Annotated in this window: 12 protein-coding genes; 7 read left to right on the plus strand and 5 right to left on the minus strand. The window is 71.9% G+C overall.

The genetic code is table 11. The annotated features are described in order from the left end of the window. Positions 1-58: 58 nt before the first annotated feature. Genes ACWC2T_RS11320 through ACWC2T_RS11340 form a run of 5 tightly spaced genes read left to right on the plus strand, consistent with a single transcriptional unit; the run spans position 59 to position 6,198 of the window. A complete protein-coding gene (locus ACWC2T_RS11320) occupies positions 59-3,364 on the plus strand; it encodes a nitrate- and nitrite sensing domain-containing protein (protein WP_450670121.1) in 3,306 nt (1,101 codons plus the stop codon). Continuing rightward, positions 3,361-3,873 (plus strand): roadblock/LC7 domain-containing protein, encoded by a 513-nt coding sequence (locus tag ACWC2T_RS11325; protein WP_450670122.1) that lies wholly within the window; start codon positions 3,361-3,363, stop codon positions 3,871-3,873. Before ACWC2T_RS11320 ends, ACWC2T_RS11325 begins: the two co-directional genes overlap by 4 nt. Next, positions 3,870-4,289 carry a DUF742 domain-containing protein gene (locus tag ACWC2T_RS11330; RefSeq protein WP_450670123.1) on the plus strand — a complete coding sequence of 140 codons (420 nt, stop codon included), beginning with the start codon at positions 3,870-3,872 and terminating at the stop codon, positions 4,287-4,289. The genes ACWC2T_RS11325 and ACWC2T_RS11330 overlap by 4 nt, the downstream gene beginning before the upstream one ends. Next, positions 4,270-4,929 (plus strand): GTP-binding protein, encoded by a 660-nt coding sequence (locus ACWC2T_RS11335; RefSeq protein WP_450670124.1) that lies wholly within the window; start codon positions 4,270-4,272, stop codon positions 4,927-4,929. Before ACWC2T_RS11330 ends, ACWC2T_RS11335 begins: the two co-directional genes overlap by 20 nt. A 15-nt stretch (positions 4,930-4,944) precedes the next feature. Next, on the plus strand, positions 4,945-6,198 hold the full coding sequence (locus ACWC2T_RS11340; protein WP_450670125.1) for a styrene monooxygenase/indole monooxygenase family protein: 1,254 nt from the start codon (positions 4,945-4,947) through the stop codon (positions 6,196-6,198). Here ACWC2T_RS11340 and ACWC2T_RS11345 read toward each other — a convergent pair. The 4 genes from ACWC2T_RS11345 to ACWC2T_RS11360 form a co-directional block, all read right to left on the minus strand. Beyond that, complete coding sequence (locus ACWC2T_RS11345) at positions 6,171-7,223, minus strand: C40 family peptidase (protein ID WP_450670126.1); 1,053 nt, start codon at positions 7,221-7,223, stop codon at positions 6,171-6,173. The genes ACWC2T_RS11340 and ACWC2T_RS11345 overlap by 28 nt on opposite strands. 123 nt (positions 7,224-7,346) lie before the next feature. After that, complete coding sequence (locus ACWC2T_RS11350) at positions 7,347-7,667, minus strand: hypothetical protein (protein WP_450670127.1); 321 nt, start codon at positions 7,665-7,667, stop codon at positions 7,347-7,349. Continuing rightward, positions 7,660-8,310 (minus strand): TetR/AcrR family transcriptional regulator, encoded by a 651-nt coding sequence (locus ACWC2T_RS11355; protein WP_450670128.1) that lies wholly within the window; start codon positions 8,308-8,310, stop codon positions 7,660-7,662. The genes ACWC2T_RS11350 and ACWC2T_RS11355 overlap by 8 nt, the downstream gene beginning before the upstream one ends. A gap of 127 nt (positions 8,311-8,437) precedes the next feature. Continuing rightward, entirely contained in the window at positions 8,438-9,376 is a 939-nt protein-coding gene (locus ACWC2T_RS11360) for an AurF N-oxygenase family protein (RefSeq protein ID WP_450670129.1), read from the minus strand. A 124-nt stretch (positions 9,377-9,500) separates the two neighbouring features. On the opposite strand from ACWC2T_RS11360, the gene ACWC2T_RS11365 reads away from it, so the two are divergent. Then, on the plus strand, positions 9,501-10,610 hold the full coding sequence (locus ACWC2T_RS11365) for a ferritin-like domain-containing protein (RefSeq protein ID WP_450670130.1): 1,110 nt from the start codon (positions 9,501-9,503) through the stop codon (positions 10,608-10,610). 49 nt (positions 10,611-10,659) lie between these two features. Continuing rightward, entirely contained in the window at positions 10,660-11,511 is an 852-nt protein-coding gene (locus tag ACWC2T_RS11370; RefSeq protein ID WP_450670211.1) for a hypothetical protein, read from the plus strand. 15 nt (positions 11,512-11,526) lie between these two features. Here ACWC2T_RS11370 and ACWC2T_RS11375 read toward each other — a convergent pair whose 3' ends face one another. Further along, positions 11,527-12,984: a penicillin-binding transpeptidase domain-containing protein gene (locus ACWC2T_RS11375; RefSeq protein ID WP_450670212.1), complete on the minus strand. Its 1,458-nt coding sequence runs from the start codon at positions 12,982-12,984 to the stop codon at positions 11,527-11,529. Positions 12,985-12,991: the final 7 nt, after the last annotated feature.

Genomic DNA, 12,991 nt, shown 5'->3' on the forward strand with positions numbered 1-12,991 from the left:
CCACTTGGCACCGAGATGACGGGGCGCCACCCGGGTCCTTGGCTAGTCGAGTTCAGGAATGCGAGCACCGGTGCAGATGAAGCGGCCTCGGCGCACAGGCAGTCAGACGGCCCCCACGGGGACCGAACCGCAGACCCCCGTGGGCACCGGCCGCCGCACCCATGTGCGCACCCGGCTGATCGTCGCCGTCGCCGTGGTGGCCGCGGCCGTCGCGGGAGCCGGCGCGCCCTCCCTGCTCACCGCCTCCCAGGACGTCAGCGACTCCCAGGACCTGGTCACGCTGGCCGGCCGCACCCAGGACGCCCTCGCCCTCGCGAACTCCCTCGCCGACGAGCGCGACGACGTCACCTCCTACATCGCCGCCGGACGCCCCCGGTCGAAGGCCCCCTCCGAGGACCGCAGCGCCCGCGTCGACCGGCAGGTCGAGGACCTGCGCGCCGAGGAGGACACTCCGGCGAGCCTGCGCGGCGACCTCGACGGCATCGCCGCCGTCCGCCGGGCCGCCCTCACCGGCCAGAGCACGGCCCTGCAGGCCCACCAGGCGTACTCGGCGGCCATCGCCGAACTGCACCGGCTCGCCGAGCAGCTGGCCGACGAAACGCCCCCGCGGGCCGGCTCCGGCGCCCACGCGCTCGCCGAGCTGGACACCGCCGTCCAGCAGTCCGCGGCCGCTCGCGGCCTGCTGCTCGCCGCGCTGAACGTGCCGTCCGCCACCCGCACCGTGATCAACTCCGTCACCGGCCTGCCCACCACGACCTCCAGCACCTCCGAGGCCGACCGGAAGCAGCGCGACGAGCTGACCGCCGCCGCCCAGCAGGCCCGGCTGCGCGCCGACGCCGCCCTCGCCGACTTCCGCGCCACCGCCCCCAAGACGGCCGTCGACTCCTACGACTCCACGGTCACCGGCTCCGACGTCAACTCGGCCGAGAAGTACCTCGCCCGGCTCACCGCCCAGCCGACGCTGGCCGACAGCGAGCTGACCACCAGCACCAAGAAGCTGGACGCGGCCCTGTCCGCCCGCGTCGACCTGATGCGCGGCGCGGAATCGGCCCTCTACGACCACCGCACCAAGGACCTGGCGAAACTCCGCGACGACGACGTCACGGCGCTGGAGATCCGCATCGCCGTCCTGGGCGCCCTGATGCTGGTGGCCGTGGGCCTCGCCACGGCCATGGCCCGCACCCTGACCCGCCCCCTGTCGGTGCTGCGCCGCGGCTCGGCCCGGCTGGCTCAGTCCGCGGACCCGGCGACCCAGGAGCCGATCGCCTTCACCGGCCGCAACGACGAGTTCGCCGAGGTCGTCCGCTCGGTCAACGCCCTGCACGCGCACGCGGTGGCCCTGCGCGAGCAGACGGTCGCCGCGGGCGAGCGGGTCGCCACCCTGGAGACCGACCGCAAGCACCTGGTCGGTCAGCGTCAGAAGATGGCCGACGCCCGCGAGGCCCTCCAGGCCGAGCTGAGCCGGGCCGCCGAGCAGATGGAGCGGCTGCGCACCAGCATCGGCGGCACGTTCGTCAACCTGGCCCTGCGCACCCTCGGCCTGGTCGAACGCCAGCTCGGGGTCATCGAGGGCCTGGAGGACCGCGAGCAGGACCCCGACCGCCTCGCCACGCTCTTCAAGCTGGACCACTTCGCCACGGTCATGCGCCGCCACAGCGAGAACCTGCTGGTCCTGGCCGGTGCCGAGCACGTCCAGCAGCACCACGGCCCGGTGCCGCTGGTCGACGTGGTCCGGGCGGGCGTCAGCGAGATCGAGCGCTACGAACGGGTACGCATCGCGGCCCTCCCCCCGCACGCCCACGTGGCGGGCTTCGCGGCGGACGACCTCTCCCACCTCCTGGCCGAGCTGATGGAGAACGCCACGTCGTTCTCCCCGCCGGAGCTGCCCGTCGAGATCTCCGGCTGGCTGCTGGAGAGCGGCGAGGTCATGCTCTCCGTCCAGGACGAGGGCATCGGCATGGCGGCCGACCGCCTGGACCGCCTCAACGCCCGCCTGTCCGACTTCGATCCCGAGTCCACCTACGACAGCGAGGGCGACGCCGGCCGCGGCCTCGGCCTGTACGTCGTGGCCCGCCTCGCCCACCGCCACGGCATCCGGGTCCAGCTGCGCGAGCAGAAGCAGGGCGGCATCGCCGCGGTGGTCGTCCTCCCGGCCACCCTCCTCAGCGAGGCCCCGCCCACCGCCCTGCCCCCGCAGACCTCGTCCATGAGCGCCACGGGCACCTTCTCCCTCCCCGGCGCCGACGCCGAGGTCAACTCCAACGTCCTGCACGCCCGCACCAAGTCCACCGACCCCCTGGTCGCCCTGGCAGAACAGGCACTCCGCGCCTCGACGGCCTCCGCCGGCACGGCTGAGGGGGGCGCGGCCGGCGGTACGGCTGAAGGGGGCGTTTCCGCCGGTACGGCTGAGGGCGGCGTGTCCGGCGGTACGGCAGAGGCGGGTGCTCCCGCCGGTGCGGCTGAGGGGACCGCCTTCGAAGAGCCGGCCGCGGGAGGCGCCACCGGCACTCCGGCCGCGGGAGGCGCGACCGGCACTCCGGCCGCGGGAGGCGCGACCGGCACTCCGGCCGCGGGAGGCGCGACCGGCACTCCGGCCGCGGAGCCCGACGTTCCGGCAGAGCCGGCGGGTCCGGCGGTTTCGGTCGGGGAGACCGCGACCGCCTCCGGCACCTGCGCCGCAGAGCCCGCCGCTGCCCGGCCGGGTGGCGCTGCCGAGGGTGCCTTCAGTGGGTCGGCCGATGGGACCGACCGTGCGGTGCAGCCGGCGGATTCGACCGGCAGCGCCTTCGGCGCCCTCGTCGGTGGGGCCGCCTCCGGCGGAGGGGTCGGTGAGGCGGAGGACACGGTGTGGGACGCCTTCGGCGCCGGGCGGGGGGCGAGCGGCGACCGGGCGGAGCAGGCGGTCCACGAGCAGGCCGCCCCGGCCGCCCAGGACGCGGAGACCCGCCCCAAGGCCCCGGCGGAGACGTTCGCCGAGTCGACGATGGAGCTGCTGCTCCCGGACCTCACGGCGGAGCCGACGGACCGGCCGGCCGCCGACAGCGGACGCGCCCCAGAGGGGCCACCCGCACCCGGCGACGAGAGCCGCACGGGTGGTGCGGGTGGGAACCAAATCCCCGCCGAAGGCGAAGCCGAGGCGGAGGAGCGGGTCACCAGCAAGGGCCTCCCCAAGCGCACACCCAAGATCACCGTACCGACCCAGGCCCCGCGCCAGCGGACCCGCTCTGTGGACGCAGAAGCCCTCCGCAGAAGGCTGGGCGGCTTCCGCCAGGGCGCCCAGGCCGGCTACCGCGACGTAGAGGCAGAGATCGCAGCACGTACCGAAAACGCCACGGGGGGCACAGCCGAGGAGGCAAGCAGTTGACCGCGCCCAGTAGCTCCAGTACCTACGGACTGAGCAGTGAAGCCCGCAACCTGCACTGGCTGCTGACCAACCTGGTCGAGGAGGTCCCCGGCATCCAGTCGGTGGCCGTGGTCTCCTCGGACGGCCTGCTGCTGCTCTCCTCCGACCCGGGTCACACCGAGGAAGCCCGGCAGGCACGCGGGGCCAAGCGCAGCGGCCCGCGCGGCTCCTCCGCCGACCTGGCCACCATCGTCTCCGGCATCGGCAGCCTCACCGTCGGCGCCGCGAAACTCATGGACTTCGGCGGCGTCAGGCACACGATGATCGCGATGGAGGAGGGCAGCCTGTTCGTGATGTCGATCAGCGACGGCTCGCTGCTCGGCGTGCACGGCAGCGCCGAGTGCGACATGAGCGTCGTGGCGTACCACATGGCGCTGTTCGTCGGCCGCGCCGGCCACGTCCTCACCCCCGAACTCCGCAGTGAACTGCGCAAGTCCCTGGAGACCGAGTCGGCGGGGAGCGCCCGATGAGCGGCAACGCGAAACAACTCCCCGTGCGCGGCGGCGGCCGCAAACCCGCCCGCGTCCGCCCCTACTCGCTCACCGGCGGCCGTACCCGCTTCGGCCACGTCCTCCTCGTGGAGACGTTCGTGGCGGCGCTGGAGGCTCCTCAGGAGCGCAGGGAACTGACGAACGGTGCCCTCGCGGGTTCACCGGGCCGCGTCATGCCGGAGATGCAGGCCATCGTCGAACTGTGCCGCCGTATGCGCACGGTGGCCGAGATAGCCGCGCTGCTGAAGATGCCGCTCGGCGTGGTCCGCGTGCTCCTGAGCGACCTCGCGGACCAGGGAAAGATCCGTGTGTACGGCACCGGAACCGGTCACGGCACCGGTCGCCCGGACCGCGCGCTGCTGGAAAGGGTGCTGAGTGGACTCCGTCGTCTCTGACGCCGCCGCCTCCGCCGTCGGAGGCACCCCTCTCGTCGCCGGATTCACCGAGCCCGACGAGGACCTGAGGTCCTGGCAGACGGACCGCACCCGCGCCCCCATCGCCACGAAGATAGTCGTGGCGGGAGGCTTCGGCGTCGGCAAGACCACCCTGGTCGGCTCCGTCTCGGAGATCACGCCCCTGCAGACCGAGGCGCTGATGACCGAGGCGAGCGAGGAGACCGACGACCTCACCGCCACCCCGGGCAAGCTCACCACCACCGTGGCCATGGACTTCGGCCGCATCACGCTCGACGACGACCTGGTGCTCTACCTGTTCGGCACGCCGGGCCAGCAGCGGTTCTGGTTCATGTGGGACGACCTGGTGCGCGGCGCGATCGGCGCCGTCGTCATGGCCGACACCCGCCGGCTGAAGGACTGCTTCCCGGCGCTGGACTACTTCGAGAGCTGCGGACTGCCGTACGTCGTCGCGGTCAACCACTTCGACGGCAGCGAGCGGTTCGAGCCGGAGGACGTGCGAGAGGCGCTGACCATCCCCGCGCACATCCCTGTAATGATCATGGATGCCCGGCGCAGGATCTCGGTGATCGAGACCCTCCTGTCCCTCGTCGGCCACGCGCTGGACGAAACCCCCGAGTAGGAGAACAGCCCCCGCATGCGGAAGATACTCGTCGTCGGAGCCGGCCAGTCCGGCCTCCAGCTCGCCCTCGGCCTGCAGTCGCACGGCTACGAGGTCACCCTGATGTCGAACCGGACCGCGGACGAGATCCGCACCGGCCGGGTCATGTCGACGCAGTGCATGTTCCACACGGCACTGCAGCACGAGCGCGATCTGAAGCTGAACTTCTGGGAGTCCCAGGCCCCGAAGATCGAAGGACTCGGTGTCTCGGTCGCGGCCCCCGGCTCGCACGACCCCGGTCCCACGCAGCGGGCCATCGACTGGGTGGGCCGGCTGGACGGGTACGCGCAGTCGGTCGACCAGCGGGTGAAGATGGCCGGCTGGATGGAGACCTTCGCCCAGCGCGGCGGCCAGCTGGTCATCCACGGCGCGGCGGTCGGCGACCTCGACTACTTCTCCCGCACCTACGACCTCGTCCTGGTCTCGGCGGGCAAGGGCGAGCTGGTCCAGATGTTCGGCCGCGACGCCTCCCGCTCCCCGTACAGCGAGCCGCAGCGGGCGCTGGCGGTGGCGTACGTCCACGGGCTCGGCCCCCGCCCGGAGCACCCGGACTTCCACGCCGTCCGCTGCAACCTGGTCCCCGGCGTCGGCGAGCTGTTCATCATGCCGACGTTCACCACCTCCGGACCGGCCGACATCCTGTTCTGGGAGGGCATACCCGGCGGCCCGCTCGACGTCTTCAACGGCGTCAAGGACCCGGCCGAGCACCTCTCCCTGACCCTGGAACTCATGGAGAAGTTCACGCCCTGGGAGTACGCGCGGGCCACGAAGGTCGAACTGACCGACGCGGGCGGCACGCTGGCCGGCCGCTACGCCCCGACGGTCCGCAACCCCATCGGCCGGCTGCCCGGCGGCGGCCTGGTCCTCGGCGTCGCGGACGTCGTCGTGGCCAACGACCCGATCACCGGCCAGGGCTCCAACTCCGCCTCCAAGTGTGCGGCGTCGTACCTCGCGTCGATCCTGGAGCACGGTGACAAGCCGTTCGACGAGGAGTGGATGCAGGCCGCCTTCGACCGGTACTGGGACACCGCGCAGCACGTCACCAAGTGGACGAACGCGATGCTCATGCCGCCGCCGGAGCACATCCTGAACCTCATCGGCGCGGCCGGCCAGCTCCAGCCCGTCGCCGACCGGTTCGCCAACGCCTTCAACGACCCGGCCGACTTCGAGAACTTCTTCTACGAGCCGGAGAAGACGGCCGCCTACCTGGCGTCGGTCACGGGCGCCTGAGCGTCCGGTCGTACGGCACCGAGTACCGGATTGGACGCCAGCGGTGACAGCTGGACGTTCGCTCCGGGTCTCGGTGCCTGTACCACCTTGCCGTCGCCCACGTACATCGCCACGTGGGTCGCGTCCGGGAAGTACACCACCAGGTCACCGGGGCGGAGCTCGCCGAGCGGGATCCGCTTCAGGCGCTGCCACTGCTCCTGGCTGGTGCGGGGGATGGATCGGCCCGCGTATTCCCAGGCCTCGGAGGTCAGGCCCGAGCAGTCGTAGGCACCGGGGCCCTGCGCGCCCCACATGTACGGCTTGCCGAGCTGGTACAGGGCGTAGCGGACCGCGCGGGCGCCCTCGGGGGAGGCGGGGCGGTTCGCGGGGAGCGAGCCGGAGGTGGCGAGTTTCTGCTGGGCGGCGGTCACGCCCCGCTGTTCCAGCGCGGTGACCGCGGACAGCTGGGCCGGGGTGAGGGAGGCCAGCAGGCGCTCCACACCGGCCAGCCTCTGCTGCACGTCGTCGCGTTGTCTGCGCTGCTGGTCGGCGAGGGTGAGCTGGGCGTCCAGGGCCCTGCGGGCCGCCCGCGCCAGGGTGTCCCGCTGCTTCTCCGCGGCGGACAGCCGGTGCACCGTACGGGCCTGCGTGCGGGCCAGCTCGCCGATGACATGGGTCTCGTCCAGCGCGGCCTGCGGATCGGGGGCGAGCAGCACGCGGACGTACGGGCCCAGGCCGTCGGCGCCTTGGTACTGCCGGCGGGCCAGCCGGCCGGCGTCGCTCCGGCTGTCCTGCAGGGCGATCCGGGCGCGGGCCAGTTCGCCGTCCAGGCGGGCCACCTCGGCGCGCCGGCGCTTCAGCTTCTCGGCGGTGGCGTTGTAGGTCTCGGTGGCCTTTTCGGCCTGGCGGTACAGCCGCTGAAGGTCCGTCAGCAGCTGGGGCACGGACCGGTGCGGGTCCGGTGCGGCCGCGGCGGGTGCGGGCACGAGGACGGCCTGGGCCGCCAGGGCGGTCGTACAGGCCAGGCGTGCAAGCATTCCTGACACGTCATCACCTCGGGTGCGGGGAGGGATTCCCGGCGGGCGGGCTGTTCGCCTCCTATCGCACCGCGATAATCAGATGTATCCGTGCGGGGCGCGCTCCCGGCGTGCGCGGTTCGGCGCAAGCTGTCACTCGTTCGTGGCGCCCGGCTCACCGGGCGGCGTGGCGGCCGGTTTCGACCAGGGCCACCGGAGCCGTCCGCCGGAGGTGTCGTCCGGGTCGTACTGGTACTTCCACCCCTGGATCAGCCCCAGCCGCTTGCTGTGCCCCCTGGGTACCCGGCGGTAGACGAGCACGGTGGGCGGGCCGCCGTCCGGGTCCGGCACGGGGATGCGGTACGTCTTCGGCGGGTGCCCGGTGGGCCCGACCATGACCGGCAGCACGCGCCCGTCCATGGGGCCGCCCTCGAAGGGGGTGTCCTCACTCTTCACGGCTTCAGTCTCAGCCATCCTCGCCGAGCGCGCTGACGACGGCGGCCGTCTGCGGGTCCCGGCCCGCGGTGACCGTGAGGACGGCCACGAACTGCTCCACCAGCCAGGCGCGCAGCTCCTCCACCGGGGGCTGCTTGTCCTCGTCGAGCCAGATCAGGGAGGCCGCCTCCACGGCCGTGATCCAGGTCCGTACGGTCATGCGCAGCCGGGGGCCGGGCTCGGCGACGCCGAGATGGCTGTAGATGTGCTCGGCGGCGGCCCGCCGCACCCCGTCCACGATGGCGGTCGTCCGGGACGTCTCCACCACGCTGCCGCCCTGGAGCAGCGCGCTGAACCCGGTGTCGTGCTCGTCGACGAAGGTCAGATACCGGTCCAGGGCGCGGGACAGGCGGGGCAGCAGGGGCCCTTCGCGGGGCTCGTCGAAACACAGCTGCAGCTCTTCCGCGGCGGAGCGCAGCGCGGCCTCGTACAGCTGCTGCTTGCCGCCCGGGAAGTACCGGTACACCAGGGGGCGCGACACTCCGGCGGCCTCCGCCACGTCGTCCAGCGACACGTCCTCGGGGGCGCGGTGAGCGAAGAGGCTCAGGGCGGCGGTGAGGAGCTGGCTGCGCCGCTCCTCGACGCTCAGGCGGCGGTAGGCGGGGGTGGCGGCGGGGGTCATGTGCCGCAGCCTAATCGCTCCGCTCGGGGGGCCGTCTTTCGTCTGCCGGTCCGCTGTGGCTGGTCGCGCCCGCGCGGCGGGGCCGCACATCGATGCGGCCCCGCGCCCCCAAGCGGACATCCGCGCCCTACGCCAAGAGGCCGGACGACCTCCACAACCGCCGCCCCACACCCCGCAGCACCCCGATGTCGTCCAGGAAGTCCGTCAGCCGCTTCGCCCCCGTCTGCATGACCTCCCGCCGGTGCCCGCTCGCCTTCACCTGGGCCATCGCCTCCCGCTTGTCCAGGCCCACGTTCGTGTAGACCTCGGGATTGACGAACGCGACGGAGAACACGCGGGCGAACTCACCGGACGTGACCCGGGTGAACTCCTGGGACCACTTCGGCGCCGTCACCATCTGGCGGCGCAGTTCCTCGCGGGCGTACCGTACGTGCCGGGCCTCCTCGACCACGTGGATGCGGGTGACGCCACGGATCAGGGGCTGGATCCGCTCGTCCGGGAAGGTCAGCCGCTGCATCCAGTCCAGGACCTCCTCGCCGAGCAGCGTGGCGGTGAAGGAACCGGGCGTGGTGGAGATGGTCTTGAAGAGGCGGCCGAGGTTCTGGTGGACCCTGGCGACCGGGTACCAGGGCGTGCCGCCGTGCGAGATCAGGCGCGCGAACATCTTGGAGTGCCGGCACTCGTCCTCGATCTCGGTGAGGGCGTAGCGGACGTGCGCGCTCGTCGCCGCCTTGTCGTAGATGTGCCGGACCAGCAGCTGCATCAGGATGATCTCGAACCAGATGCCGAGCGAGGCCAGTGCCGCCGCCTCGTGCTGGGAGAGCAGGATCCGCTGCTCCTCGCTCATCCGCTGCCACATCGGCGTGTCGTAGAGCGAGACCAGTTCCGGCGGCCAGAACCACTTGCCCTCCTCGAAGGGCGCGTCCCAGTCCAGCTCCCTGTCCGGGTCGAAGGAGTGCTTGGCGGAGGAGGCGAGCAGCCGTTCGGCCACCTGCTCCCGGTCCTTGAGCAGGCCGAGCGCATCGCGCAGACCGTCCAGCGCGTCCGCTTCCGTCAGGGTCGTCATGGCTCCCTCACCTCGTTACCGGGGGGTAGTCGTCCTTGGGTCTTATGAGACTGCTTGTCAGCAAGCCAGTCAATCCCTTGCGCATGACTTGTTGACTTCGCGTCTACGTGTGAGCCTGCGGGGTATGCCGACCCATGACCTGTACGCCAACGACCCCGGAGACTCCCCCTGGCAGGTGCCCGCGAGCGGCGCCGCCCGGTTCAGCTGGGAGTACGACGACGGCCGCGAACGCCTGCTCGCCCTGTACCAGAAGGGCAAGGACAAGCAGTGGGACGGGCAGCAGCGCATCGACTGGGACCTGGAGGTCGACCCGTACGACCCGCTCGGCACGCCCGAGGAGGCGATGACCCTCTACGGCACCAGGTACTGGGACAGGATGACCGAGAAGGACAAGGGAGAGCTGCGGCGGCACTACGCCTCCTGGCAGTTCAGCCAGTTCCTGCACGGCGAGCAGGGCGCGATGATCTGCGCGGCGCGGATCGTGGAGTCGGTGCCCGACCTGGACGCCAAGTTCTACTCCGCGACCCAGACCATGGACGAGGCCCGGCACGCCGAGATCTACGGCCGGTTCCTGCACGAGAAGATCGGGCTCGTCTATCCGATCAACGACAACCTGCAGTCCCTGCTCGGCGACACGCTCCGGGACAGCCGCTGGGACATGCCCTACCTGGGCATGCAGGTCCTCATCGAGGGGCTGGCGCTGGCCGCCTTCGGGATGATCCGGGACACCACCGACAAGCCGCTGCCCCAGCAGATCCTGACCTACGTCATGCAGGACGAGGCCCGGCACGTGGCCTTCGGCCGGCTGGCCCTCAGGGACTACTACAAGCAGCTCACCGACGCCGAACTGCGCGAGCGCGAGGAGTTCGTCATCGAGGGCTGCTATCTGATGCGCGACCGGCTGAGGGGCGTGGAGGTCCTGGAGAACTTCGGCATCCCCAAGGCCGAGGCGGAGGCGCTGAGCGAGCGCTCCGAGTTCCTCCAGCTCTTCCGCAAGCTGCTGTTCAGCCGGATCGTGCCCTGCGTCAAGGACATCGGCCTGTGGGGCAAGCGACTGCAGGAGGCCTATGTCGACATGGGCGTCTTCGAGATGGGCGACTCCAATCTGGACCTGCTGATGGCCCAGGACGAGGAGCTGGCCGAGCAGTTGGACGCACAGCGGTTCGCCGCGGAGGAGCGGGAGCGGGTGGCGGAGGTGCAGGAGGCCATCGAGGCGGGGTCGGCGGAGGGCTGAGGCGGCTGTCGGACCGTTCCCCCTGGTGCAGTAGCGTTCGGGCGTGTCCATGCCCCCGCCGCCGATGCAGCCGTACCCGAACGGCCAGTCGTACCCGAACGGCCAGTCGTACCCCAACGGCCCCCAGCAGCCGCCGAACCCCTACGGCCCGCCCCCGCAGGCTCCCGGGCCGTACGGCTCCCCGTATCCGCAGCAGCAGCCGTACCCGCCCCAGCCGTACGCCCAGCAGCCGTACCCGGGCTGGGGTGCGCCGCCCATGGCCCCGCTGCCGAAGAAGCGGCGGGTCGGGCTGATCCTGGGGATCGTGGGCGGTGCCGTGACGGCGGTCGTCGTGGTGCTCGTGCTGATCGGGATGGCGGCGAGCAGCGGGTTCCCCGAGGCGAAAGACAAGCTCACCCTGCCCAAGACGCTGCTGGACGGCAGGTTCCAGCTCGCCCAGGACCTCTCCGACACCGAGGGCAAGAAGATCGAGGACGAGGCCGACGGAGCCTGGGACGCCAAGGACGTCCACGGGGTCGTCGGCACCTACAAGCTGGGCGGCGACGCGACCAAGGGCACCCTGGCGGTGTCCGGCATGTACGGCCGGTTCAAGAACACCGACGAGGCCCGCGGCAACATGTTGAAGGGCGCCTCCGAGGCGGAGGGCGTGACGGTGGCCGTGCCGCAGCGGGACTTCAAGGACGCCGGCTCGCCCACGGTCAGCTGTGAAGTGCTGACACAGAAGAAGTTCGGCACGACCCTGACCTACCCCATATGTGCCTGGAACGACGGCAATACGGGGGCCGCGGTCGCATCGATCACCGCCAAGACGGCCAAGCAGGACCCGTCCGACGTGGACCTCGCCTTCTACGCGAAGACCACCCTCCAGATCCGCTCCGAGGCGGTCAAGCCGATCGGCTGACCGGCGTTCGGCGGCTCACCGGCCGAGGACCGCTCGCATCACATCCCGTGCGATCGGGGCCGCGTTGCCGCCGCCGCTGATCTCGCCCCGGTTCGCCGAGGCGTCCTCGACCACCACCGCGACCGCCACCTGCGGGTCCAGGGAGTTGTCGGCCTGCGCCCAGGAGACGAACCAGGCGTACGGCACACCGGAGTTGCCGACCCCGTGCTGCGCGGTGCCGGTCTTGCCGCCGACCAGGGCGCCGGGGATGGCCGCGCGGGTGCCGGTGCCCTTGTGGACCACATCGGCCATCAGCCCCTTCAGCCGTTCGGCCGTCGAGGGGTTCATCACCTGCCGCACCGGATGCGGCCCGCTCCCGGACACCGTCTCACCGCTCCTCCGGGTCATCCGCTCCACCAGGTACGGCGCCCGCAGCTGCCCGCGGTCCGCGACGGCCGCCGCGACCATCGCCATCTGCAGCGGAGTGGCCCGCGTGTTGTACTGCCCGATCGAGGCCAGCGCCAGCTGCGCCCGGTCCACGTGCGGGTCGAAGGTGCTGGGCGCGACGGAGAAGGGGATCCGCAGCCCGGTGTCGTTGAACCCGAACGCCCGCGCCGTGGCCACCATGTTCGGCACCCCGACGTCCACGCCCAGCTTGGCGAAGACCGTGTTGCAGGACCACTCGAAGGCCGACCGCAGTGAGGCGTCCCGGCAGCCGTCGGCCTCGTTGGTCAGCCGGGTCGTGGTGCCGGGCAGCCGGTAGGGGTCGGGGGAGTCGGTGCGCGCGTCCAGGTCGGTGACCACGCCCGCGTCCAGCGCCGCCGCCGCGGTGACCACCTTGAACGTCGACCCCGGCGGATAGGTCTGCCGTACCGCCCGGTTGAGCATCGGCTTCTCCGGGTCGTGGTTGAGCCGCGCCCACGCCGAGGCCACCGCCTCACCGTTGCCGGAGAGCACCCCGGGGTCGTACGACGGACTCGACACCAGCGCCAGGACGCGGCCCGTGGCCGGGTCGATCGCGGCCACCGCGCCCTTGCGCCCGGCCAGCCCCCGGTACGCCGCCTCCTGCGCGCGCCGGTTCAGCGTGGTGACGACGTTCCCGGCCGGACTGAGCCGGCGTGTCATGTCGTTCCACAACGGCAGCGGCGACAGCACCGGATCCGTGCCGGAGAGCACCCCGTCCCCGGCGTGCTCCAGGAACGTGGTGCCGTACGACTGCGAGGAGAAGCCGGTGACCGGGGCGTACAACGGGCCGTTCCGGTAGGTGCGTTCGTAGCGCAGTTGCTCGCCGGTGTCCACGGAGCCGGTGACCGGCTCGTCGCCGACCAGGATGTTGCCGCGCGGCTGGCCGTAACGGGCGATCTCCGGGCGCCGGTTGGCCGGGTTGTCGTCGTAGACCCGGGACTGCACCACCTGCACGCGGGCCGCGTTGGCCAGCAGTGCCGCCAGCAGCAGCGTGCAGAACGCGCAGGCGTGCCGGATGTAGCGCGCCATCGGCCGC

The organism is Streptomyces sp. NPDC001393 (genome assembly GCF_053597455.1).

Excerpts from the sequence above, each read along its gene's own strand:
- ACWC2T_RS11320 (WP_450670121.1), top strand. The coding sequence starts at position 59 with ATGCGAGCACCGGTGCAGATGAAGCGGCCTCGGCGCACAGGCAGTCAG.
- ACWC2T_RS11330 (WP_450670123.1), top strand. The coding sequence starts at position 3,870 with ATGAGCGGCAACGCGAAACAACTCCCCGTGCGCGGCGGCGGCCGCAAA.
- ACWC2T_RS11340 (WP_450670125.1), top strand. The coding sequence starts at position 4,945 with ATGCGGAAGATACTCGTCGTCGGAGCCGGCCAGTCCGGCCTCCAGCTC.
- ACWC2T_RS11350 (WP_450670127.1), bottom strand. The coding sequence starts at position 7,667 with ATGGCTGAGACTGAAGCCGTGAAGAGTGAGGACACCCCCTTCGAGGGC.
- ACWC2T_RS11355 (WP_450670128.1), bottom strand. The coding sequence starts at position 8,310 with ATGACCCCCGCCGCCACCCCCGCCTACCGCCGCCTGAGCGTCGAGGAG.
- ACWC2T_RS11360 (WP_450670129.1), bottom strand. The coding sequence starts at position 9,376 with ATGACGACCCTGACGGAAGCGGACGCGCTGGACGGTCTGCGCGATGCG.
- ACWC2T_RS11365 (WP_450670130.1), top strand. The coding sequence starts at position 9,501 with ATGCCGACCCATGACCTGTACGCCAACGACCCCGGAGACTCCCCCTGG.
- ACWC2T_RS11370 (WP_450670211.1), top strand. The coding sequence starts at position 10,660 with ATGCCCCCGCCGCCGATGCAGCCGTACCCGAACGGCCAGTCGTACCCG.
- ACWC2T_RS11375 (WP_450670212.1), bottom strand. The coding sequence starts at position 12,984 with ATGGCGCGCTACATCCGGCACGCCTGCGCGTTCTGCACGCTGCTGCTG.